Here is a 21,841-nt window from a genome sequence, read left to right as displayed (position 1 = left end):
GTCGTCTTAAGTTACTGGTCTTCGCCGTAACCGAGGCTGCGCAGAGCACGCTCATCATCGGCCCAGCCAGATTTCACTTTCACCCACAGTTCGAGGTGAACCGGCGCTTCAAACATCTCCTGCATGTCCTTACGGGCTTCAATGCCGATGGTTTTGATTTTGGCCCCTTTGTTGCCGATCACCATCTTCTTCTGCCCTTCGCGCTCAACAAGGATCAGGCCGTTGATGTCGTAGCCACCGCGCTCGTTGGTCTGGAAACGCTCGATCTCCACCGTCACAGAGTACGGCAGTTCAGCGCCCAGGAAACGCATCAGCTTTTCACGGATGATTTCAGACGCCATAAAGCGCTGAGAGCGATCGGTGATGTAGTCTTCCGGGAAGTGATGAATCGCTTCCGGCAGATGCTTACGCACGATGCCCGCGATGGTGTCCACGTTCAGCCCCGTCTCCGCAGACAGCGGGACGATATCAAGGAAGTTCATCTGGCTACCGAGCCACTGCAGATGCGGCAGCAGGTCGGCCTTTTCCTGCACGTTATCAACTTTGTTGACCGCGAGGATGACCGGCGTTTTGCCGTCACGCAGCTTGTTCAGCACCATTTCGTCGTCCGGCGTCCAGCGGGTGCCTTCCACAACGAAAATCACCAGCTCTACATCGCCAATCGAACTGCTCGCCGCCTTGTTCATCAGGCGGTTAATGGCGCGCTTCTCTTCCATGTGCAGGCCCGGGGTATCGACGTAGATCGCCTGATACGCGCCTTCAGTATGGATGCCGACGATACGGTGACGCGTGGTCTGCGCCTTACGCGAGGTGATAGAAATCTTCTGCCCAAGCAGATTATTCAGCAGGGTGGATTTGCCGACGTTCGGGCGCCCGACGATGGCAATAAATCCGCAATAGGTCTTTTCTTCGCTCATTCCAGCTCCAGCATTTTTAACGCCTGTTCGGCGGCAGCCTGTTCAGCCTTACGACGGCTTGAACCTGTGCCCACCACCGGTTCACTCAGGCCACTGACCTGGCAATGGATGGTAAATTCCTGATCGTGCGCTTCGCCACGAACCTGCACCACCAGATAAGATGGCAGCGGCAGATGACGACCCTGCAAATATTCCTGCAGACGCGTTTTCGGATCTTTTTGTTTATCGCCCGGGCTGATTTCGTCCAGACGGGTCTGATACCAGTTCAGGATCAGCTTTTCTACGGTCTGGATATCGCTGTCCAGAAACACACCACCAATTAATGCTTCGACCGTATCGGCAAGAATAGATTCACGACGGAAGCCGCCGCTCTTCAGTTCACCCGGTCCAAGACGCAGACATTCGCCCAGTTCAAATTCGCGCGCGATTTCCGCAAGGGTATTACCCCGAACCAGCGTGGCACGCATGCGGCTCATATCACCTTCATCCACGCGCGGGAAACGATGATAAAGCGCATTCGCAATCACGAAACTTAAAATAGAGTCGCCTAAAAACTCGAGACGCTCATTATGTTTGCTGCTGGCACTGCGGTGGGTTAATGCCTGTTGCAACAACTCCTGATGATGAAAAGTGTAGCCCAGCTTCCGTTGAAGCCGATTAATTACGATGGGGTTCATGCGATACCAATAAATGAATGCGTCAAAAATGCAGCACACGAAACCGACCTGAGAAAACCAACGCGGTTTCGTGTGCCGTGGCACCCTTGCAGGGCCAACCTTAAACTTCGGGGGAATATTCTATACACAACGACAGGGGATGTCGTTAGTTCGAAGAGATTTATCGGTGAAATAATTCGTGTAGCCGCTTTAATTAGCGGCTACACGTTCATTTAGTGAGAATTAATGGATTCCGCCGATACGACTCAGGCGAACACCGGTCGGCCATTCGCCTTCCTGTTTCTCAAAACTCATCCAGATGGCGGTGGCTTTACCGACCAGATTCGCTTCCGGCACAAAGCCCCAGTAACGGCTGTCCGCAGAATTATCGCGGTTGTCACCCATCATGAAGTAATGTCCTGGCGGTACAATCCAGCTCGCCAGCTGCTGGCCAGGCTGGCGATAGTACATACCCAGCTGATCCTGCGCGATTGGCACGGTGAGGATCCGGTGCGTCACATCGCCCAGCGTCTCTTTGCGCTCAACCAGACGGATGCCGTCCTCTTTGGTTTCACCTTTCGGTACCTGGAAGAATCCGCTGGTCGCTTCACCGCCGTTACGACGGGCGAAGGTCTGCACAAAATCACTTGGCTCAACGTTTGAGTAGGTGATTGGCAGCGCGTTTTCGCATGCGGTACCGGAGCTGCAGCCCGGCTGAACGGTGACTTCTTTCGCAACCGGATCGTAAGTCACTTTATCACCCGGCAGACCTACCGCGCGCTTGATGTAGTCCAGACGCGGATCTTCCGGATATTTGAACACCACGATGTCGCCACGTTTCGGATGACCGGTTTCGATCAGCGTTTTCTGGTAGATCGGGTCTTTAATGCCGTAGGCAAACTTCTCTACCAGAATAAAATCACCAATCAGCAGCGTTGGCATCATTGAACCTGATGGGATCTGGAACGGCTCGTAAATAAACGAACGTACCACCAGCACAATCGCCAGCACCGGAAATACCGAGGCACCCGTTTCCAGCCAGCCCGGTTTCGGGCCGACTTTCTTCAGGGTTTTCGCGTCAATCCCATCGCCAGTGGCTGCCTGTGCGGCAGCCTGACGTTCACGACGTTTTGGGGCGAAGATAAACTTATCCAGACACCACAGCAGACCTGTCACCAGGGTAGCAATGACCAGGATCAGGGCAAACATGTTCGCCATGCCAACTCCTTAGGGTTATTTGCCGTCTTTACCAACATGAAGGATGGCAAGGAATGCTTCCTGCGGCAGCTCGACGTTACCGACCTGCTTCATACGCTTCTTACCTTCTTTCTGCTTCTGCAGCAGCTTTTTCTTACGGCTGACGTCGCCGCCATAGCACTTCGCCAGAACGTTTTTACGCAGCTGTTTCACGGTGGAACGCGCGATAATATGGTTGCCAATGGCCGCCTGAATCGCGATATCGAACTGCTGACGCGGGATCAGATCTTTCATCTTCTCAACCAGCTCGCGGCCACGGTACGGCGCATTATCGTTGTGGGTGATCAGCGCCAGCGCATCCACACGCTCGCCGTTGATCAGCACGTCCACACGCACCATGTTGGAGGCCTGGAAGCGTTTGAAGTTGTAATCCAGCGACGCATAGCCACGGGAGGTGGACTTCAGACGATCGAAGAAGTCGAGTACCACTTCCGCCATCGGGATCTCATAGGTCAGCGCCACCTGGTTACCGTGGTAAACCATGTTGGTCTGCACGCCACGCTTCTCAATACACAGCGTAATGACGTTACCCAGGAATTCCTGCGGCAGCAGCATGTGACACTCTGCAATAGGCTCACGCAGTTCCTGAATGTTGTTCAGCGGCGGCAGCTTGGACGGGCTATCGACGTAGATCACTTCTTTCGAGGTGGTTTCAACTTCATAGACTACGGTCGGTGCCGTGGTGATCAGGTCCAGATCGTATTCACGCTCCAGACGCTCCTGAATGATCTCCATGTGCAGCAGACCGAGGAAGCCACAGCGGAAGCCAAAGCCCAGCGCCGTTGAGCTTTCTGGCTCGTAGAACAAGGACGCATCGTTCAGGCTCAGTTTACCGAGCGCGTCACGGAAGTTTTCGTAGTCGTCAGAACTGACCGGGAACAGACCCGCGTAGACCTGCGGTTTTACTTTTTTAAAGCCTGGCAGCGCTTTATCTGCCGGGTTACGCGCACCGGTCAGGGTATCGCCCACCGGCGCACCGAGGATGTCTTTGATGGCGCATACCAGCCAGCCTACCTCGCCGCATGTCAGCTCGGTACGGTCAACCTGTTTTGGCGTGAAGATGCCCAGACGGTCGGCGTTGTAGACCTGTCCGGTGCTCATCACCTTGATTTTGTCGCCTTTGCGCATGGTGCCGTTTTTAATACGCACCAGGGAGACAACGCCCAGATAGTTATCGAACCAGGAGTCGATAATCAACGCCTGCAGCGGCGCATCCGGATCGCCTTCCGGGGCCGGAATGTCACGCACCAGGCGTTCCAGCACGTCGGTCACGCCCACACCGGTTTTCGCGGAGCAGCGCACGGCATCGGTCGCGTCAATGCCGACAATATCTTCAATCTCTTCCGCAACGCGCTCAGGATCGGCGGCTGGCAGGTCGATCTTGTTCAAAACCGGCACAACTTCGAGATCCATTTCCATCGCGGTGTAGCAGTTTGCCAGGGTCTGGGCTTCTACGCCCTGCCCGGCATCCACTACCAGCAGCGCGCCTTCACAGGCCGCGAGCGAACGTGAAACCTCATAGGAGAAGTCAACGTGGCCTGGGGTGTCGATAAAGTTCAGTTGATAGGTTTCACCATCAGCCGCTTTATAATCAAGCGTAACGCTCTGCGCTTTGATGGTGATACCGCGTTCGCGTTCCAGGTCCATGGAGTCCAGAACCTGGGCTTCCATTTCACGATCAGACAGGCCACCGCAAATCTGGATAATACGGTCAGACAGCGTCGACTTACCGTGGTCAATGTGAGCAATGATCGAAAAGTTACGTATGTTCTTCATATAGTTAAATAATTATGCCTTACGAATTCCTGGAGGCCGCTGTTCTTAGCCTGACGTTTTTCAGTGCGAAAACGCAGCATTCTACACTACATCCACGCTACCTGGAAATGCACTTAGAGGCAGCTATAGCGTGAAGAAAGGACGTTTTCTGTTTTGGAACGTAAAAAATGATAAAGCCCGATGGATCACCGGGCCTCAGAAGAGAGTGTTTCAACACGAAGCTGGTCTGGCGCCAGCCCAACACTGAGAATGACAGGCTGCCACTCCTCGCGTGCGGCGAGCGTCGGTGAGAGGCCTTTGGCGAGCCAGAATCCCCCCAGACCACCTAATGCGGCACCGCACATGGCGGCTCCGTCGGTGCCAAACAGCATCTGGAAAACGCCGCCCATAATAAACAGCCCGACCAGCGGAGAGAGATAGACCAGCATGGCGGAGCTGAGCAGACTGCCTTCCGCGATGCCCAGCTCTACCTTTTGCCCCGCCATCAGCGGCTGTTCACTTGGCACAGAAATCGTGTGCGATGTCTGCGGCCCGAGCTTATTCAGCACGCGGCTACCGCAGCCGGCGCGGGATGCACAGCTATTACATGAGGCTTTTACATCGCAGCTCACCAGCGCAATGCCGTTCTGCCACGAGACAACCGTCGCCCACTCTTTGATCATTGTGCGGCCCTGAATTTAATGCTGTCGGAAATGCGCTTCGCCGTTTGCGGAGGGAGTTCTCCCACAATGGTGATCTCCGCGTTATCGCGTACCGTTGTACTCACCGTACGGCGCCCGGTACGCAGCATTTGTTCGGCGCTGTTTGCCGTTGCGCGATTGATATTCACCGAGAAACTGAACAAACCATCGGAATAGAGGCGCGATTCCACCGGCGTTTCAATCGTTGGCAGTTGACGACGGCTGCTGGACACTTCGCTAAACCCTTGCGGGATCCAGGCAGGTACCCAGTTGAAATTAACGGAATCTCCTGCCGGAACAGAAAGCAGCGGCGGCAGGCTGGCCTTAGCCAGGTTCTGCATGCTGTTACCAACCTGATTGTTCACGCTGAAGGAGATCACCCGGAACTGTTCCAGCGTTTCACCGTCACGGTCGAGGAGGTCAACACGCATGGGGAGTTTGGTTTCCGCATCAATCCAGACGATATAGCTGTAACGCGTTCCGTCCCGGGCAACAACGCGAATCACCTCGCACAGTCTGTCCGCGATACGGGTACGCCCTACCGAAATAAAATCGTAGTAAGGGGCAAGCCGTTTGAAATCGGTGTAAATGAGTGACGGCAGAGAATCAACGATATAATCGCCATTCAGCGTGAAAGGTTCCAGGCCTGGCTCGAAATAGCTGATTTCATTACCACGCTGGACAACTTCCCGACGCGGGCCATCCATCTGTAAAAGCTGGGCGAGCGGCTGGTTATCAAGACGGGCATGACGATAGCGTAACGACTCGACGCCCTGCTTATTGATGCTGATAAATGCCAACTCATAATTGAGTGACTGGCTGGCCAGATTCATTTGCTGCAACAACGCCCCGGATGATACATCAGCCGAGGCGTTGGCAGAGAAGAACAGGCTACCCGCCATCAGAGACATGGCGAACCAAAGTTGCTTCATTACTGCGATTGCGTTCCTAAAGTTTGGTTTCCGGGCACCTGCACAGCAGCTTGCTGTGTCTGGGCCTGCTCAAACTGAAGCTGTTCAGAGTGCAGGCGACGCTGCAACTCGTAATCCTGCAACATCGCATTAATGCGACGGCGCTGCTCCTGAACCTGCTGCTGCTGACCGCCGCTGGCGGAAGCATCAGCCGGTACGCCCAGGCTTACCGGGCTGGCTTTGCCCATCATCGGCAGTGTGTTAAACACTGGCGCTTCTGGCTGCTGATTAGTTTCAGACTGAGTATTATAGTGCTGGACGCCAACGATAACTGCAAGCGATACGCATGCAGCCACACCCATTTGGGTAAGCTGGCTGGCCCACGGACGCACCTTTTGCCAGAACGGCATTTTCTGCCACTGGTGAGGTGCGGGTTGAGCTTCAGGAATCAGCGGAGTGGTCTGATGAACAGGCTCATTCTCAATCGCCGCCATGACGCGGGCTGAGATATCGAAATGGAGAACCTCGCCGGTGTCACCGCGAAGGGTGTCACGGATGAGATGGTAACTCTCCCAGGTCTCTTGCATTTCGGGAGAATGAGACAGCTCGTTGAGCAGCTCACTATCAACCGTTTCACCATCCATTAAAGCGGAAAGTTTTTCTTTCTGCATGCCTAATACCTTTTCCAGTATCCCGCTATCGTCAACGCCTGATAAGCGGTTGAACTTTATTATCAATAGCTTCTCGCGCACGGAAAATTCGTGAACGTACCGTGCCGACCGGACAATCCATGATAGCGGCTATCTCTTCATAGCTCAGACCATCAAGCTCCCGTAACGTAATTGCCATGCGTAAATCTTCCGGGAGCGACTCGATCGTGCGAAAAACGATTTGTCTCAGTTCTTCTGACAACATTAAGTTCTCAGGGTTCGAAATTTCTTTCAATGCGCCGCCACTTTCGAAGTTTTCGGCGTCGATTGCGTCCACATCACTAGAAGGCGGACGACGGCCCTGAGCGACCAGATAATTCTTTGCCGTATTGACCGCAATACGGTACAGCCAGGTATAAAAAGCACTATCTCCCCGGAACGAATCCAGCGCGCGATAGGCCTTAATAAAAGACTCTTGCACCACATCAGGCACATCGCCTGACGGTACATAGCGGGAAACCAGGCTCGCCACCTTATGCTGGTAGCGCACCACCAGTAAGTTAAAGGCTTTCTGATCTCCCTTCTGGACCCGCTCAACCAGGACCTGGTCCGTTAACTGCTCGCTCATCCGAGGTAATGTCTCCCCAAACCTAAATTCCACGCGTTATCGAAACGCCACTCTAAAAATACCGCACTTTGAGCAAGCACCGAATTAGAGTGTCTGATCTTCAATAAGTTCCGTAACGCCTTTGTTTTTGTTCATCGCGCCGCAGACTGTTCATTTTCTCTCATTATAAGTCTGTTCACGATACGCACCACTTTCTGACAAGAAACATCTTTTTCCCGCCAGAAGAGTAACGCAACCCAGTCTTTATTTCATCACAAAATCTGACGCTAACGATCTGCTTCGCAAAATAATTTCACTCATTTACCCTCCGTTTACCTCTGCTTACGCGTTTAGTCATTGCAACAGTCATCAAAAAAAACGTGCGATAAATCGCATTCAGGTGCTATTCTGGCCTAACACTGTTTAGTAAATTAAACAACAATCATGAACACAACACCTGAACTCCATTGTGATGTACTGATCATCGGCAGCGGCGCTGCCGGTCTCTCTCTGGCGCTACGCCTGGCCGAGCATCAAAACGTTATCGTTCTGAGTAAAGGGCCGATAAGCGAGGGTTCCACGTTTTATGCCCAGGGTGGCATTGCCGCCGTGTTTGATGAGACAGACAGCATTGCCTCCCACGTCGACGATACGCTGATTGCCGGGGCCGGGATCGTGGATGCGCATGCCGCAGAGTTTGTCGCCAGCAATGCCCGCCACTGCGTGCAGTGGCTCATCGACCAGGGCGTCTTATTCGATACGCAGGTTCAACCCAACGGTGAAGAGAGCTACCACCTGACGCGCGAAGGCGGCCATAGCCACCGCCGCATCCTGCACGCAGCGGATGCCACCGGGAAAGAAGTGGAGACCACGCTGGTCGGCAAGGCGCTGAGCCATCCTAATATTCGGGTACTTGAACGAAGTAACGCCGTTGACCTGATTATCTCCGACAAGATTGGCCTGCCGGGCACGCGTCGCGTGGTGGGCGCCTGGGTCTGGAACCGCAATAAAGAGAAGGTGGAAACTTGCCAGGCGAAAGCTGTAGTGCTGGCCACGGGCGGCGCCTCTAAAGTGTATCAGTACACCACGAACCCGGACATTGCCTCCGGAGACGGTATCGCGATGGCCTGGCGCGCCGGCTGCCGGGTGGCGAACCTTGAGTTCAATCAGTTTCATCCAACCGCCCTGTTCCATCCTCAGGCGCGCAACTTCCTGCTGACGGAAGCCCTGCGCGGCGAAGGCGCCTATCTGAAACGCCCTGACGGCACCCGCTTTATGCCGGACTTTGACTCTCGTGGCGAACTGGCTCCGCGCGATATCGTTGCCCGCGCCATCGACCATGAAATGAAGCGTCTTGGCGTGGATTGCATGTATCTTGATATCAGCCACAAGCCTGCAGAGTTCATTCGTCAGCATTTCCCGATGATCTACGAAAAGCTGCTCAATCTTGGCATTGATTTAACGCGCGATCCGGTGCCGATTGTGCCAGCGGCCCACTATACCTGCGGTGGGGTCATGGTTGACGATCATGGGCGTACCGATGTGGATGGTCTGTATGCTATCGGTGAGGTCAGCTATACCGGGCTACACGGCGCGAACCGTATGGCCTCTAACTCACTGCTTGAGTGCCTGGTGTACGGCTGGTCAGCAGCGGAAGACATCGCGAAGCGCATGCCTTATGCCCGTGAAACAGAGCATCTGCCTGCCTGGGATGAAAGCCGGGTGGATAACCCGGACGAGCTAGTCGTGATCCAGCACAACTGGCATGAGCTACGGCTGTTTATGTGGGACTACGTGGGGATTGTGCGCACCACGAAACGCCTGGAGCGCGCCTTGCGCCGCATCACCATGCTGCAGCAGGAAATTGATGAGTATTATGCCAATTTCCGCGTATCCAATAACCTGCTGGAGCTGCGCAATCTGGTGCAGGTTGCCGAGCTGATCGTTCGCTGCGCGATGATGCGTAAAGAGAGCCGTGGACTGCACTTTACGCTGGACTACCCGGATCAGCTTGCTGAATCCGGCCCCTCGATCCTCGCCCCTCAGGTTTACATAAACAGATAAAACGCCTGGGTCAGAGCAGTGTAATCTTCGGAATAACGCTGGTCTGGCCCACGGATCACCATTCGGTCATTAAAGCATTCACCCTCTTTTGGCGAGAGCGCCAGCAGCACGCGGTGCGGCAGTCGTCCTTCCGTATCCGAAATATCGGTACGCAGACGTAACGTCCAGCCGATCTCCTGCGCGATACCGATGAACGTGTTGCCGGTACTCTCAGGCAGGACCACGCAGAAAAAACCTTCTTCGGAGATGAGTTCCGCCGCACTGGTGAGCAGCGCTTTATGATCGAGGGAGCCGGTATAACGCGCCTGTTCACGCTCGGGTGTCCCGCACTCAACGCCGGGCTCGTAGTAGGGAGGGTTACTGACGATCAGATCGTAACGCGCGGTTTGTTCAGGTGCCCAGGCCAGCACATCTGCGCATTCCACCTTCATTCGGGCTGCCCAGGGAGATTCGGCCATATTGTCACTCGCCTGCTCTGCGGCCTGAGCATCCAGTTCGACGGCATCGATGGTGACATGTTCTTCCGTACGCTGCGCCAGCATCAACGCCACCAGCCCGCTGCCGGTACCGATATCAAGAATACGCTTAACACCTGCGACAGGCGCCCACGCTCCCAGTAAAATACCATCTGTACCGACTTTCATAGCACAGCGATCGTGAGCAACAAAAAATTGTTTAAACGTAAAACCATCGCGGCGCAGCTGCGCTTTGAGTTGAGACATGTCAGGGCAACCTTCTAAGTGAAACTGGAGTAGCATAGGGGAAAGCGAAGTGGCCGAAAAGCGATATCCATACAAACAGATGAAGATTACAGCCGTAACGTCTATAATCAGCGCCCCACACAGAGGTAGAACATGACTGTAACGACTTTTTCCGAACTTGAACTCGATGAAAGCCTGCTCAATGCACTTGAGAGCAAAGGCTTTACACGCCCGACCGCCATTCAGGCAGCGGCCATTCCGCCTGCGCTTGAGGGCCGCGATGTGCTCGGTTCTGCGCCAACCGGCACGGGGAAGACAGCAGCCTATTTGCTGCCTGTGTTGCAGCATCTGCTCGACTTTCCACGTAAAAAATCTGGCCCGCCGCGTATTCTAATCCTGACGCCGACGCGCGAACTGGCAATGCAGGTTGCCGATCACGCGCGTGAACTTGCGGCAAATACCCATCTGGATATCGCCACCATTACCGGCGGCGTTGCGTATATGAACCACGCCGAAGTGTTCAGCGAAAACCAGGACATCGTCGTTGCGACGACGGGCCGCCTGCTGCAGTACATTAAAGAAGAGAACTTCGACTGCCGCGCGGTTGAAACGCTGATCCTCGACGAAGCCGACCGCATGCTGGACATGGGCTTCGCACAGGATATCGAGCACATTGCCGGGGAAACACGCTGGCGTAACCAGACGATGCTGTTCTCTGCCACCCTCGAAGGGGAAGCGATCAAAGACTTCGCAGAGCGTCTGCTGGAAGATCCGGTTGAAGTGTCGGCGACGCCGTCCACCCGTGAGCGTAAGAAGATCCACCAGTGGTACTACCGCGCGGACAACCTTGAGCACAAGGTCGAATTGCTGAAACACCTCCTGAAGCAGGAAGATGCGCTGCGCACAATCGTGTTTGTGCGTAAGCGCGAGCGCGTGCACGAGCTGGCTGAAATGCTGCGTAACGCCGGGATCAACAACTGCTATCTTGAAGGCGAGATGGCGCAGATCAAGCGTACCGAAGGCATTAAGCGCCTGACCGATGGCCGCGTTAACGTGCTGGTTGCCACCGACGTTGCCGCTCGCGGGATCGACATCCCGGACGTCAGCCACGTCATTAACTTCGATATGCCGCGCAGCGGCGATACCTATCTGCACCGTATTGGCCGTACCGGCCGCGCGGGCCGCAAAGGGATTGCTATCTCACTGGTTGAAGCGCATGACTACCTGCTGCTGCAGAAAATTGGCCGCTATGTTGACGAGCCGCTGAAAGCGCGCGTTATTGACAGCTTGCGCCCAACCACACGTGCGCCGAGTGAAAAAATGACGGGTAAACCGTCCAAGAAAGCGCTCGCGAAACGTGCTGAGAGAAAAGAGAAAGAAAAAGAGAAACCGCGCGTGAAGCAGCGCCACCGCGATACCAAAAATATTGGTAAGCGCCGTAAGCCAAGCTCTGCCGCACCAGAGACGAAAACTGAAGAGTGAAAAAAGCCGGGGAAATCCCCGGCTTTTTTATTCCCCCCTGCTGAAGCCGTTACAGGCTTTCAGTAAAGGTACGGGCGATAACGTCGCGCTGCTGTTCTGGAGTCAGTGAGTTAAAGCGAACCGCATAGCCGGACACGCGGATAGTCAGCTGTGGGTATTTTTCAGGGTGCTCAACCGCGTCCATCAGCGTTTCGCGGCGTAGTACGTTTACGTTCAGGTGCTGACCACCTTCGACGCGCACTTCCGGTTTCACTTCCATTGGAATTTCACGGTACTCGATTTCGCCCAGTTTGCTCACCGGCACGATTTCATCTTCAGCAAAACCCGCTTTCGCAACGACACAGCGCGCTTCGTTTTTCTCGCTGTCCAGCAGCCAGAAAGAATTGAGCAGATCGTCATTTGCAGCTTTAGTAATCTGGATACCTGTAATCATGTGTTGCCTCCCTAGGCTACATTAACTGATGTCGGCCTCTCGCGGCCAATTGGTAAAACCATTGTTTCTTGTGTGTATATATATCATTCACACTCCGGTGATTTATTGATTTAAATCAACAAAAACACCAACCACATAAAGAGTGTGGTTTGAATTTATTGTTTTAGATCAATTTCACAACCTTACCAATTCAACTTGTACTGCATCTTTTCAAAATAAATTTAGCCACTTAGCGCACATTTCAGCGTGTAATTTTGCTCACCGGGGTTAAACAGGTAAGCTAGTCACAGATTGAGATTCGCAGGAGAGCGAGATGACAACACCTTTAACCTGGCATGACGTGCTGGCAGAAGAAAAACAGCAGCCTTATTTTATCAATACGCTCAGCACCGTTGCCGCTGAGCGTCAGTCCGGACAGACGATTTACCCGCCGCAGAAAGATGTGTTCAACGCCTTTCGCTACACCGAACTGAGCGATGTGAAAGTGGTCATTCTGGGCCAGGATCCCTATCACGGCCCGGGCCAGGCGCATGGGCTGGCGTTTTCCGTCCGTCCGGGCGTGGCGATCCCCCCTTCTCTGCTCAACATGTATAAAGAGCTTGAGGGAACCGTGCCAGGTTTTACCCGGCCAAACCACGGCTACCTGGAAAGCTGGGCGCGTCAGGGCGTGCTGTTACTGAATACGGTGCTTACCGTACGGGCGGGCCAGGCGCACTCACACGCCAGCCTTGGGTGGGAGACCTTTACCGATAAAGTCATCAGCCTTATCAACGAGCATCGTGAAGGGGTTGTGTTTTTACTCTGGGGATCGCATGCGCAGAAGAAAGGGGCGATTATTGACCGTCAGCGTCATCACGTGTTGAAAGCACCGCACCCGTCACCGCTGTCTGCACATCGCGGTTTCTTTGGCAGTAATCATTTTGTTCTGGCGAATGAATGGCTGGAAAAACGTGGCGAAACGCCGATTGACTGGATGCCTGTGTTACCGGCAGAGAGCGAGTAGTATTTGAATGTGCCGGGTCAGACCCGGCACATTAAGAGGCTTACGCTTTGTTCTGACGCCACCACTCGGCCAGCAGCACGCCGGTCGCAACGGATACGTTCAGACTTTCCACGTTGCCTGTTCCGTCGATAGAGACGCTCAGATCCGCACTCGAGAGCGCCGCGTCAGACAGACCATCACGTTCCTGACCTAATACCAGCACCATTTTACGCGGCAGCGTCGCTTTAAACAGCGGCGTACCGGCATGGCTCGAGGTGGTCACGATGGAATAACCCGCTTTACGGAACTGCTCAAGCGCATCCAGCACGCTGTCGCCGGTGATCGGCTGTACGTGCTCGGCTCCGCCTTCCGCAGTACGGATCGCGGCACCGGATTCCAGCAGCGCGGCATCCTGCAACAGCACGCCTTTCACGCCAAAGTGCGCGCAGCTACGCATCATTGCGCCCAGGTTGTGCGGGTTACCTACATCTTCCAGCGCCAGCACGCAGTCATCGGCATCCGCCTGGCTGACCCACTGCTGCACGGTCGTGCCGTTACGTTTTTTGATCAGGAAGCAGACGCCGCCGTGGTGTTCAGTACCGGAGGCTTTGGTCAGCTCGGCATCATCCACGACGTGGTAGGCTTTACGGTTCGCGGCCATCCAGCGCAGCGCTTCTTTAAAGCGCGGAGTCACGCTCTGGATGAACCAGGCGCGGACGATACACTCAGGACGGCTCTGGAACAGCGCCTGGCAAGCATTCTCGCCGTACACGCGGGTCTCTTCCGCACGCTGACGGCGCAGCACTTCCGGATCGATAAAGCTTTTACCGCTGATACCGCCGTGATCGGCTTTTTCCGGCGTCTCATCGCCAGGGGCGCGAGAAACGGTGCGCCACGGGGAGCCGTTATCGCGCGAGAAGTCATCACGCGGACGATCGTCGCGTGGACGGTCACTACGTGGGCGGTCGGAACGCGGACGGTCATCGCGTTTGCGATCGTCACGTTTGCGGTCATCACCGCGGGAATTTCTGTCATCGCGGGCGGGGCGACGGCCACCGTCTGCACGAGAAGACGCCGGACGCCCGCCACCTTTTCCGGTACGCGGATTTTGGGTGCGTTTATCAGAGTCATCATCACTGCGGACATACATCACTTTGACCTTGCCGCTTTTGTTTTTCATTTCGTCGTTCATGCTTTTCTCCACCAGCGCTGCGCGAAGCGCGCAGATTACCCGATGTGCCAGCGCATAGCCATAATTTCGTACAAAAGCCTGTGACTATTGTTCTCATTGAATAAAACGCATTGTTGTTTCAAACAGGCTCATTGATAATATGTAACATATTAGAAACATTATCGGCGTTCTGCCGCTGTCCCACGGCTCTATCAGAGGTTAGTTATGAATACCGTATGTGCCAACTGTCAGGCTCTTAACCGCATTCCGGACGATCGGATGGAAGATGGTGCGAAATGCGGACGTTGTGGCCATGAATTATTTGATGGCGAGGTCATTAACGCGACGGGTGCTACGCTGGACAAACTCCTCAAGGACGATCTTCCTGTCGTGATCGATTTCTGGGCGCCATGGTGCGGCCCATGCCGTAGCTTCGCGCCGATCTTCGAAGACGTGGCCGAAGAGCGCAGCGGAAAAATACGCTTCGTGAAGGTCAATACCGAAGCCGAACCCGAACTGAGCGCCCGTTTTCGTATTCGCAGCATCCCGACCATCATGATTTTCAAAAATGGTGAAGTGATCGATATGCTTAACGGTGCGGTTCCAAAAGCACCTTTTGAAAGCTGGTTAAACGAGTCGCTGTAACATTCACGGGGCACATCTTGTGCCCCGCTCCCGCCTCTGCGAAAATAGTGTTTTTCCTGCATTTCGCCCATGACTGATAACGCTGTTCTTCAATTACGCGCCGAACGCCTTGCGCGCGCTACCCGACCGTTCCTCGCCCGAGGCAACCGTATTCGCCGCTGTCAGCGCTGCCTGCTGCCGCTGAAGGTTTGTCTGTGCGAGACGCTGGCCCCGAGTACGGCGGAGAGTCGTTTTTGTCTGGTCATGTTCGATACCGAGCCGATGAAACCCAGCAATACGGGGCGTCTTATCGCCGATATTCTGCCGGATACCGCCGCGTTTCAGTGGTCCCGCACGGAGCCGCCTCAGGCCCTGCTCGATTTAGTGGCAAGCAAGGACTATCAGCCGATGGTCGTTTTCCCCGCGTCATACGCAGGTGCGGATCGCCAGGTGCTTTCAGTGCCGCCATCCGGTAAACCACCGCTGTTTATTATGCTGGACGGCACCTGGACCGAAGCGCGAAAAATGTTTCGCAAAAGCCCGTATCTCGACGCACTGCCGGTGATTTCTGTCGATCTTTCCCGCGTTTCCGCCTACCGCCTGCGTGAAGCGCATGCTGACGGGCAATACTGCACCGCCGAAGTTGCCATTGCACTTCTGGATTTAGCGGGAGATACCGCTGCGGCTGGGGCTCTTGGCAACCATTTCTCATGCTTCCGGGAGCGCTATCTGGCGGGAAAAACCGTTCATAAGGGCAGCGTCACAGCACTCGAGCCAGAAAGCGTTTAAAATCATCAGGTCGCTTGCATTCACAGGAGGCCTGCATGAGCCAGCGAGGGTTAGAAGCGCTACTTCGTCCTAAATCCATTGCCGTCATTGGCGCATCAATGAAACCGGATCGTGCTGGCTATCTGATGATGCGTAACCTGCTGGCCGGGGGGTTTAACGGCCCCGTCATGCCCGTCACGCCGGCGTATAAGGCGGTTCAGGGAGTGCTTGCATGGCCCGATGTACAGAGCCTGCCTTTCGTACCGGATCTTGCCGTACTCTGTACAAACGCGAAGCGTAATCCGGAACTGCTGGAATCGCTCGGCAAGAAAGGCTGTAAAACCTGCATTATTCTCTCGTCTCCGCCTGAACAGAAAGCCGAGCTTCTGGCCTGCGCCAGCCGCTATCAAATGCGCATTCTTGGACCAAACAGTCTGGGCCTGCTCGCCCCCTGGCAGGGGCTGAACGCCAGTTTCTCTCCGGTTCCGATCCGCAAAGGCAAACTCGCGTTTATCTCGCAGTCGGCTGCGGTATCGAACACCATCCTTGACTGGGCGCAGCAGCGTGAAATGGGATTCTCCTACTTCATTGCCCTTGGCGACAGTCTGGATATCGACGTTGATGAGCTCCTGGATTTTCTGGCGCGCGACGGTAAAACCAGTGCGATCCTGCTTTATCTTGAGCACCTCAGCGACGCGCGTCGTTTTGTCTCGGCTTCGCGAAGCGCGTCGCGCAATAAGCCGATCCTGGTGATCAAAAGCGGACGCAGCCCTGCGGCACAGCGTCTGCTGCATTCGCATTCCGGCATGGATCCCGCCTGGGACGCCGCCATCCAGCGCGCGGGGTTGCTGCGGGTACAGGATACGCACGAGCTTTTTTCCGCCGTTGAGACCTTAAGCCATATGCGCCCGTTGCGCGGCGAGAAGTTAATGATTGTCAGTAACGGTGCAGCCCCTGCGGCACTCGCCCTGGATGAGCTTTGGCGGCGCTTCGGCAAGCTGGCAACGCTGAGTGAAGAGACGCTGCAGCGCCTGAAAGACGCGCTTCCGACCAGCGTGACGCCCGGCAATCCGCTTGATTTGCGCGATGATGCCAGCAGCGAGCGCTATATCAAGGCAATTTCCATTTTGCTGGATAGCCAGGATTTCGATGCGCTGATGATTATCCACTCCCCCAGCGCGGTCGCGCCGGGCAGCGAAAGCGCGCGCGCGCTCATTGACGCCGCGCACAACCATCCGCGAGGCAAATATGTCACCCTGCTGACCAACTGGTGCGGTGAGTTTTCTTCGCAGGAGGCGCGGCGCTTGTTCAGCGAGGCCGGGCTGCCAACCTACCGCACGCCGGAAGGCACCATCACCGCCTTTATGCATATGGTGGAATATCGCCGCAACCAGAAACAGCTGCGTGAGACGCCGGCTTTGCCCGGGAATCTGACGGCGAACACCGTCGACGTTCACCGGCTGTTGCAGCAGGCCATTGAAGAAGGCGCGACGTTGCTGGATACGCATGAGGTCCAGCCCATTCTGGGCAGCTACGGGATGCAAACCCTGCCGACCTGGATCGCCAGCGACAGCGCTGAGGCCGTGCATATTGCCGAGCAAATTGGCTATCCGGTTGCCCTGAAGCTGCGCTCCCCGGATATCCCGCATAAGTCTGATGTGCAGGGGGTGATGTTATACCTGCGTACGGCGACTGAGGTGCAGCAGGCCGCCGATGCCATTTTCGATCGGGTCAAAATGGCCTGGCCGCAGGCGAGGATCCACGGATTGCTGGTGCAAAGCATGGCCAACCGCGCAGGGGCTCAGGAATTACGGGTGGTGGTCGAACACGATCCCGTCTTTGGCCCGCTCATCATGCTGGGAGAAGGTGGCGTGGAGTGGCGTCCGGAGGAGCAGGCCGTGGTCGCATTACCGCCGCTGAACATGAACCTGGCGCGTTATCTGATCATCCAGGCGATTAAAAGTAAAAAGATCCGTGGCCGGAGCGCGCTGCGTCCGCTTGATATTGCCGGGCTAAGTCAGTTCCTGGTGCAGGTCTCTAACCTGATTGTGGATTGTGCCGAGATCCAGCGGCTGGATATTCATCCGCTGCTCGCCTCCGGCAATGAGTTTACGGCGCTGGACGTGACCCTGGATATCGCGCCCTTCGAAGGAGACAGAGAGAGCCGTCTGGCGATCCGCCCGTATCCCCTGCAGCTGGAGGAGTGGGTTGAGATGAAGAATGGGGAACGCGCCTTGTTCCGCCCTATCCTGCCGGAAGATGAGCCCCAGCTGCGGGCTTTTATCTCTCAGGTCACGAAAGAGGATCTTTATTATCGCTATTTTAGCGAAATCAACGAATTTACCCATGATGATTTAGCCAATATGACCCAGATCGACTACGATCGAGAAATGGCGTTTGTTGCCGTTCGCCGCTCCGAAAAGGGAGATGAGATCCTCGGCGTCACGCGTGCGATTTCTGACCCGGATAACGTCGATGCGGAGTTTGCGGTGCTGGTGCGCTCCGATCTTAAAGGTCTGGGTCTGGGAAGACGGCTGCTGGAAAAACTCATCAGTTATACGCGAGATCACGGATTGTTACGCCTCAATGGCATTACTATGCCTAACAATCGCGGTATGGTGACCCTGGCGCGAAAACTTGGGTTTGACGTTGATATTCAACTGGACGAAGGTATTGTGGCTTTGTCCCTCAGTCTGACATCAGCAGACAAACGCGAGTAAGCTACTGGAAATGTTACCCACTTTGGACGGGACTGGTGGTATCATTGTCCGCTTATGTTGTTTGCATGGTACAGACAACCCTTCAATGAACAGAGAAGAAACGCACTGTGATGTTGTCAAAATTTAAGCGTAATAAACATCAACAACACCTTGCTCAACTACCGAAGATTTCTCAGTCAGTTGATGATGTAGAGTTCTTTTACGCTCCCGCTCATTTTCGGGAGACGCTTCTGGAAAAGATTGCCAGCGCCACGCGACGCATTTGCATTGTGGCGCTTTATCTTGAACAGGATGAAGGCGGGCGCGCGATCCTGAACGCGCTCTATGAAGCCAAACGTCAGCGGCCGGAACTGGATGTTCGCGTGCTGGTAGACTGGCATCGCGCTCAGCGTGGCCGTATTGGCGCTGCCGCGTCAAACACCAATGCCGACTGGTATTGCCGCACAGCGCAGGAAAATCCTGGCGTTGATGTGCCTGTTTATGGCGTCCCGGTGAATACCCGTGAAGCGCTCGGCGTTCTTCATTTTAAGGGGTTCATCATTGATGACAGCGTGCTTTACAGCGGCGCAAGTCTGAATGATGTTTACCTTCATCAGCTCGATAAATATCGCTACGACCGCTACCATCTGATCCGTAATCCGCAGATGGCCGATATCATGTTCAACTGGGTTGATAAAAATCTGGTTCATGGCCGCGGCGTTAATCGTCTTGACGATCCCGAGCGTCCTAAAAGCCCGGAAATCAAAAACGATGTTCGCGCCTTCCGCCAGGAGCTGCGTGATGCGGTCTATCATTTCCAGGGTGATGCGAACAACGAAGAGTTATCCGTTACCCCGCTGGTAGGGCTCGGCAAATCAAGCCTGCTGAACAAAACGATTTTCCATCTGATGCCGTGCGCAGAACAGAAACTCACCATCTGTACGCCGTACTTCAACCTTCCTGCCGTGCTGGTGCGTAATATCATTCAGCTGCTGCGCGACGGTAAAAAAGTGGAAATCATCGTGGGTGATAAAACGGCAAACGACTTCTTCATTCCTGAAGATCAGCCGTTCAAAATCATCGGTGCGCTGCCTTATCTCTATGAGATTAACCTGCGCCGTTTCCTGAGCCGTTTACAGTATTACGTCAACACTGATCAGCTGGTTGTGCGTCTCTGGAAAGACGAAGATAACACTTACCATCTGAAAGGAATGTGGGTCGACGATGAGTGGATGCTGCTGACCGGTAACAACCTGAACCCACGCGCGTGGCGACTGGATCTGGAAAACGCTATCCTGATCCATGACCCGCAGCATGAGTTAGCCGCAAAACGTGAACGTGAGCTGGAGCTGATTCGCACCCACACGACAGTGGTTAATCATTACCGAGAACTGCAGAGCATTGCCGATTACCCGGTGAAAGTCCGCAAGCTTATCCGCCGCTTACGTCGTATCCGTATCGACCGACTTATCAGCCGTATTCTGTAATATCCAGGCCCTGCCACCCGCAGGGCTTTTTTATGGGGCCCGTTGATGCGTATTCCTCTCTTACTGAGCGTCTTCTTCCTGAGCGGCTGTAGCCATATGGCCAACGATAACTGGTCCGGACAGGATAAAGCACAGCATTTCCTCGCTTCTGCGATGTTGTCCGCAGCCGGTAATGAATATGCGCAGCATCAGGGATACAACCGGGATCGTAGCGCGGCGATAGGGCTGATGTTCTCAGTGGGTCTTGGAGCATCAAAAGAACTGTGGGATAGCCGCCCCGCAGGGAGCGGCTGGAGCTGGAAAGATTTCGCCTGGGATGTCGCCGGCGCAACGACCGGCTATGCCGTGTGGCAGATGGCGCGCTATTAAAGTCGAATACCTTTCCCTTTGCGATGCAGCATCAGGGAAACGACAAAGGCCAGTGCGCCCATTATCGTTACGTACCAGAAGAATGTCGTTTCACTTCCCCATGATTTAAGCGACAACGCAACGTACTCCGCCGATCCGCCAAATAGCGCATTAGCCACCGCATAAGAGAGCCCTACCCCTAAAGCACGCACCTGCGCCGGGAACATTTCAGCTTTCAGTATCCCGCTGATAGAGGTATAGAAACTGACAATCACCATCGCCAGCATCACCAGTGCAAACGCGGCATACGGCGAAGTCACATGCTGAAGGGCAGACAGAATAGGTACGGTACATAATGCCGATAGCCCGCCAAAAATCAGCATCGACGTACGTCGACCGATTTTATCCGAGAGCGCACCGATAACGGGTTGTATGAGCATAAAGACAAACAGCGCAACGGTCATGACTACGCTGGCGACATTTGCGTGCATGCCGGTAGTGTTCACCAGGTACTTCTGCATATAGGTGGTGAACGTGTAGAAACTGAGAGAGCCGCCCGCCGTAAAGCCAAGCACCATAAGGAAAGCTTTGCGGTTACGCCATAACCCTTTGAATGTTCCCGCCTCCTTCAGCATCCTGACCTCTTTCTGAGAGGTTTCATCTAGCTGACGGCGTAGCCAAAGTGCAACAACCGCCAGTACAGCGCCCATTGCGAAAGGAATTCGCCATCCCCAGGCATGAAGCTGTTCGTCCGTCAGAATCTGCTGCAGGATCACGACCACAAGAATGGCCAGCAGTTGACCGCCAATCAGCGTGACGTACTGGAATGAGGCGTAAAAACCTTTACGGCCCTCGAGGGCAATCTCACTCATGTAGGTCGCACTTGTACCGTATTCACCACCCACCGATAATCCCTGGAACAAGCGGGCCAGTAAAAGTAGCGCCGGTGCCCAGGTGCCAATTGATTCATATCCCGGTAAGCAGGCGATCACCAGCGAGCCAAAGCACATCATACAGACCGAGATCAGCATTGAAGCCTTACGCCCGCGACGATCCGCAATGCGACCGAACAGCCAGCCCCCGATGGGGCGCATTAAAAACCCTGCGGCAAAAACCCCCGCCGTTTGCAGCAGTTGCGTTGTGGTGTTGCCGGATGGGAAGAAAATATGTGCGAAGTAGAGTGAACAGAACGAGTAGACGTAAAAGTCGAACCATTCAACCAGATTCCCTGAAGAGGCGCTGATGATTGCCCATACCCTTCTTCGGGTATCACTGTGAGCCAGCGTCCCGTTTGATGTCATGCTTTCTGTCATTGTGATTATGCTCCTGCCATAAACTGCGGCGTATTGAGCCAGAAGACTCAACAACCTCGTAAATGAAATGTTATAATTTTGTTATAAATCACATTGGGACAGAGATCACACATTCCATTAGCAGGATAAGGGATTAGGAGAAAGGCCAGAGAGGGAAAGCACAAAGCAAAAAACCCCGCACCTTACGGTACGGGGTTCTTCTAATTGATGCCTGGCAGTTCCCTACTCTCACATGGGGAGACCCCACACTACCATCGGCGCTACGGCGTTTCACTTCTGAGTTCGGCATGGGGTCAGGTGGGACCACCGCGCTAA

The 21,841-nt window shown here is 54.7% G+C and carries 21 protein-coding genes and 1 rRNA gene; 8 read left to right on the top strand and 14 right to left on the bottom strand.

Annotated elements, in window-relative coordinates; all coding sequences use genetic code 11:
• Positions 1-11: 11 nt before the first annotated feature.
• From era to rseD, 9 genes are all read right to left on the bottom strand, one after another.
• Positions 12-917 (bottom strand): GTPase Era, encoded by a 906-nt coding sequence (gene era, locus ACDO57_RS00110; RefSeq protein WP_024908621.1) that lies wholly within the window; start codon positions 915-917, stop codon positions 12-14.
• Positions 914-1,594 carry a ribonuclease III gene (rnc, locus tag ACDO57_RS00105; RefSeq protein WP_003860711.1) on the bottom strand — a complete coding sequence of 227 codons (681 nt, stop codon included), beginning with the start codon at positions 1,592-1,594 and terminating at the stop codon, positions 914-916. Before rnc ends, era begins: the two co-directional genes overlap by 4 nt.
• A gap of 222 nt (positions 1,595-1,816) precedes the next feature.
• The gene (gene lepB, locus ACDO57_RS00100; RefSeq protein ID WP_024908620.1) at positions 1,817-2,791 is read right to left on the bottom strand and encodes a signal peptidase I; all 975 of its coding nucleotides are present in this window, start codon (positions 2,789-2,791) and stop codon (positions 1,817-1,819) included.
• 15 nt (positions 2,792-2,806) lie between these two features.
• The gene (gene lepA / locus ACDO57_RS00095; RefSeq protein ID WP_024908619.1) at positions 2,807-4,606 is read right to left on the bottom strand and encodes a translation elongation factor 4; all 1,800 of its coding nucleotides are present in this window, start codon (positions 4,604-4,606) and stop codon (positions 2,807-2,809) included.
• A gap of 185 nt (positions 4,607-4,791) precedes the next feature.
• The gene (gene rseC / locus ACDO57_RS00090; RefSeq protein WP_061714620.1) at positions 4,792-5,268 is read right to left on the bottom strand and encodes a SoxR-reducing system protein RseC; all 477 of its coding nucleotides are present in this window, start codon (positions 5,266-5,268) and stop codon (positions 4,792-4,794) included.
• A complete protein-coding gene (rseB, locus tag ACDO57_RS00085; protein ID WP_023308851.1) occupies positions 5,265-6,218 on the bottom strand; it encodes a sigma-E factor regulatory protein RseB in 954 nt (317 codons plus the stop codon). The genes rseC and rseB overlap by 4 nt, the downstream gene beginning before the upstream one ends.
• Positions 6,218-6,868 carry an anti-sigma-E factor RseA gene (gene rseA, locus ACDO57_RS00080; protein ID WP_008502186.1) on the bottom strand — a complete coding sequence of 217 codons (651 nt, stop codon included), beginning with the start codon at positions 6,866-6,868 and terminating at the stop codon, positions 6,218-6,220. Before rseA ends, rseB begins: the two co-directional genes overlap by 1 nt.
• Positions 6,869-6,899: 31 nt before the next feature.
• Positions 6,900-7,475: an RNA polymerase sigma factor RpoE gene (rpoE, locus tag ACDO57_RS00075; RefSeq protein ID WP_006176728.1), complete on the bottom strand. Its 576-nt coding sequence runs from the start codon at positions 7,473-7,475 to the stop codon at positions 6,900-6,902.
• Positions 7,472-7,555 carry a rpoE leader peptide RseD gene (gene rseD / locus ACDO57_RS00070; RefSeq protein WP_223605340.1) on the bottom strand — a complete coding sequence of 28 codons (84 nt, stop codon included), beginning with the start codon at positions 7,553-7,555 and terminating at the stop codon, positions 7,472-7,474. The genes rpoE and rseD overlap by 4 nt, the downstream gene beginning before the upstream one ends.
• Positions 7,556-7,898: 343 nt before the next feature.
• Between rseD and nadB the strand changes: the two genes are divergently transcribed.
• Complete coding sequence (gene nadB, locus ACDO57_RS00065) at positions 7,899-9,518, top strand: L-aspartate oxidase (protein WP_370883373.1); 1,620 nt, start codon at positions 7,899-7,901, stop codon at positions 9,516-9,518.
• On the opposite strand, the gene ACDO57_RS00060 is transcribed toward nadB, so the two are convergent.
• Positions 9,503-10,240, bottom strand: coding sequence for a tRNA1(Val) (adenine(37)-N6)-methyltransferase (locus ACDO57_RS00060; RefSeq protein WP_023344703.1), 738 nt, complete (start codon positions 10,238-10,240; stop codon positions 9,503-9,505). The genes nadB and ACDO57_RS00060 overlap by 16 nt on opposite strands.
• A 132-nt stretch (positions 10,241-10,372) precedes the next feature.
• Between ACDO57_RS00060 and srmB the strand changes: the two genes are divergently transcribed.
• Positions 10,373-11,701: an ATP-dependent RNA helicase SrmB gene (gene srmB, locus ACDO57_RS00055; protein ID WP_370883372.1), complete on the top strand. Its 1,329-nt coding sequence runs from the start codon at positions 10,373-10,375 to the stop codon at positions 11,699-11,701.
• Between the two features lie 49 nt (positions 11,702-11,750).
• Here the strand turns inward: srmB and grcA are convergent, their stop codons facing one another.
• Positions 11,751-12,134, bottom strand: a complete 384-nt coding sequence (gene grcA / locus ACDO57_RS00050; RefSeq protein WP_008502190.1) for an autonomous glycyl radical cofactor GrcA — start codon at positions 12,132-12,134, stop codon at positions 11,751-11,753.
• 313 nt (positions 12,135-12,447) lie between these two features.
• On the opposite strand from grcA, the gene ung reads away from it, so the two are divergent.
• On the top strand, positions 12,448-13,137 hold the full coding sequence (ung, locus tag ACDO57_RS00045; protein ID WP_023333064.1) for a uracil-DNA glycosylase: 690 nt from the start codon (positions 12,448-12,450) through the stop codon (positions 13,135-13,137).
• Between the two features lie 40 nt (positions 13,138-13,177).
• Here ung and ACDO57_RS00040 read toward each other — a convergent pair whose 3' ends face one another.
• Positions 13,178-14,308 carry a tRNA/rRNA methyltransferase gene (locus ACDO57_RS00040; protein ID WP_032648656.1) on the bottom strand — a complete coding sequence of 377 codons (1,131 nt, stop codon included), beginning with the start codon at positions 14,306-14,308 and terminating at the stop codon, positions 13,178-13,180.
• Between the two features lie 204 nt (positions 14,309-14,512).
• Between ACDO57_RS00040 and trxC the strand changes: the two genes are divergently transcribed.
• The 5 genes from trxC (at position 14,513) to ACDO57_RS00015 (ending at position 20,234) form a co-directional block, all read left to right on the top strand.
• Positions 14,513-14,932, top strand: coding sequence for a thioredoxin TrxC (gene trxC, locus ACDO57_RS00035; protein ID WP_024908614.1), 420 nt, complete (start codon positions 14,513-14,515; stop codon positions 14,930-14,932).
• Positions 14,933-15,001: 69 nt separating this feature from the next.
• Positions 15,002-15,700, top strand: a complete 699-nt coding sequence (locus tag ACDO57_RS00030; protein ID WP_024908613.1) for a tRNA-uridine aminocarboxypropyltransferase — start codon at positions 15,002-15,004, stop codon at positions 15,698-15,700.
• A gap of 35 nt (positions 15,701-15,735) precedes the next feature.
• The gene (gene pat / locus ACDO57_RS00025; protein ID WP_370883371.1) at positions 15,736-18,399 is read left to right on the top strand and encodes a protein lysine acetyltransferase; all 2,664 of its coding nucleotides are present in this window, start codon (positions 15,736-15,738) and stop codon (positions 18,397-18,399) included.
• A 110-nt stretch (positions 18,400-18,509) separates the two neighbouring features.
• The gene (gene pssA, locus ACDO57_RS00020; RefSeq protein WP_023333068.1) at positions 18,510-19,865 is read left to right on the top strand and encodes a CDP-diacylglycerol--serine O-phosphatidyltransferase; all 1,356 of its coding nucleotides are present in this window, start codon (positions 18,510-18,512) and stop codon (positions 19,863-19,865) included.
• Positions 19,866-19,910: 45 nt separating this feature from the next.
• Positions 19,911-20,234, top strand: coding sequence for a YfiM family lipoprotein (locus ACDO57_RS00015; protein WP_157189608.1), 324 nt, complete (start codon positions 19,911-19,913; stop codon positions 20,232-20,234).
• Here the strand turns inward: ACDO57_RS00015 and ACDO57_RS00010 are convergent.
• Entirely contained in the window at positions 20,231-21,526 is a 1,296-nt protein-coding gene (locus tag ACDO57_RS00010; RefSeq protein WP_024908610.1) for an MFS transporter, read from the bottom strand. The two genes, ACDO57_RS00015 and ACDO57_RS00010, sit on opposite strands and share 4 nt — an antisense overlap.
• Positions 21,527-21,735: 209 nt before the next feature.
• A 5S ribosomal RNA gene (rrf, locus tag ACDO57_RS00005) occupies positions 21,736-21,841 on the bottom strand; the annotation flags it as partial.

It is taken from the genome of Enterobacter cloacae complex sp. 2015409 (assembly GCF_041365315.1).
In the GTDB taxonomy this organism is placed as follows: Bacteria; Pseudomonadota; Gammaproteobacteria; order Enterobacterales; family Enterobacteriaceae; genus Enterobacter; species Enterobacter pseudoroggenkampii.
This window is presented reverse-complemented; position numbering and strand designations above follow the sequence as displayed.

Bases quoted from the DNA above. Each gene is read 5' to 3' on its own strand.
- era (WP_024908621.1), bottom strand. From the start codon at position 917: ATGAGCGAAGAAAAGACCTATTGCGGATTTATTGCCATCGTCGGGCGC.
- rseA (WP_008502186.1), bottom strand. From the start codon at position 6,868: ATGCAGAAAGAAAAACTTTCCGCTTTAATGGATGGTGAAACGGTTGAT.
- ACDO57_RS00040 (WP_032648656.1), bottom strand. From the start codon at position 14,308: ATGAACGACGAAATGAAAAACAAAAGCGGCAAGGTCAAAGTGATGTAT.
- rseC (WP_061714620.1), bottom strand. From the start codon at position 5,268: ATGATCAAAGAGTGGGCGACGGTTGTCTCGTGGCAGAACGGCATTGCG.
- rseB (WP_023308851.1), bottom strand. From the start codon at position 6,218: ATGAAGCAACTTTGGTTCGCCATGTCTCTGATGGCGGGTAGCCTGTTC.
- rpoE (WP_006176728.1), bottom strand. From the start codon at position 7,475: ATGAGCGAGCAGTTAACGGACCAGGTCCTGGTTGAGCGGGTCCAGAAG.
- nadB (WP_370883373.1), top strand. From the start codon at position 7,899: ATGAACACAACACCTGAACTCCATTGTGATGTACTGATCATCGGCAGC.
- rnc (WP_003860711.1), bottom strand. From the start codon at position 1,594: ATGAACCCCATCGTAATTAATCGGCTTCAACGGAAGCTGGGCTACACT.
- ACDO57_RS00010 (WP_024908610.1), bottom strand. From the start codon at position 21,526: ATGACAGAAAGCATGACATCAAACGGGACGCTGGCTCACAGTGATACC.
- srmB (WP_370883372.1), top strand. From the start codon at position 10,373: ATGACTGTAACGACTTTTTCCGAACTTGAACTCGATGAAAGCCTGCTC.
- pat (WP_370883371.1), top strand. From the start codon at position 15,736: ATGAGCCAGCGAGGGTTAGAAGCGCTACTTCGTCCTAAATCCATTGCC.
- trxC (WP_024908614.1), top strand. From the start codon at position 14,513: ATGAATACCGTATGTGCCAACTGTCAGGCTCTTAACCGCATTCCGGAC.
- grcA (WP_008502190.1), bottom strand. From the start codon at position 12,134: ATGATTACAGGTATCCAGATTACTAAAGCTGCAAATGACGATCTGCTC.
- lepB (WP_024908620.1), bottom strand. From the start codon at position 2,791: ATGGCGAACATGTTTGCCCTGATCCTGGTCATTGCTACCCTGGTGACA.
- ung (WP_023333064.1), top strand. From the start codon at position 12,448: ATGACAACACCTTTAACCTGGCATGACGTGCTGGCAGAAGAAAAACAG.
- lepA (WP_024908619.1), bottom strand. From the start codon at position 4,606: ATGAAGAACATACGTAACTTTTCGATCATTGCTCACATTGACCACGGT.
- ACDO57_RS00060 (WP_023344703.1), bottom strand. From the start codon at position 10,240: ATGTCTCAACTCAAAGCGCAGCTGCGCCGCGATGGTTTTACGTTTAAA.
- pssA (WP_023333068.1), top strand. From the start codon at position 18,510: ATGTTGTCAAAATTTAAGCGTAATAAACATCAACAACACCTTGCTCAA.
- ACDO57_RS00030 (WP_024908613.1), top strand. From the start codon at position 15,002: ATGACTGATAACGCTGTTCTTCAATTACGCGCCGAACGCCTTGCGCGC.
- ACDO57_RS00015 (WP_157189608.1), top strand. From the start codon at position 19,911: ATGCGTATTCCTCTCTTACTGAGCGTCTTCTTCCTGAGCGGCTGTAGC.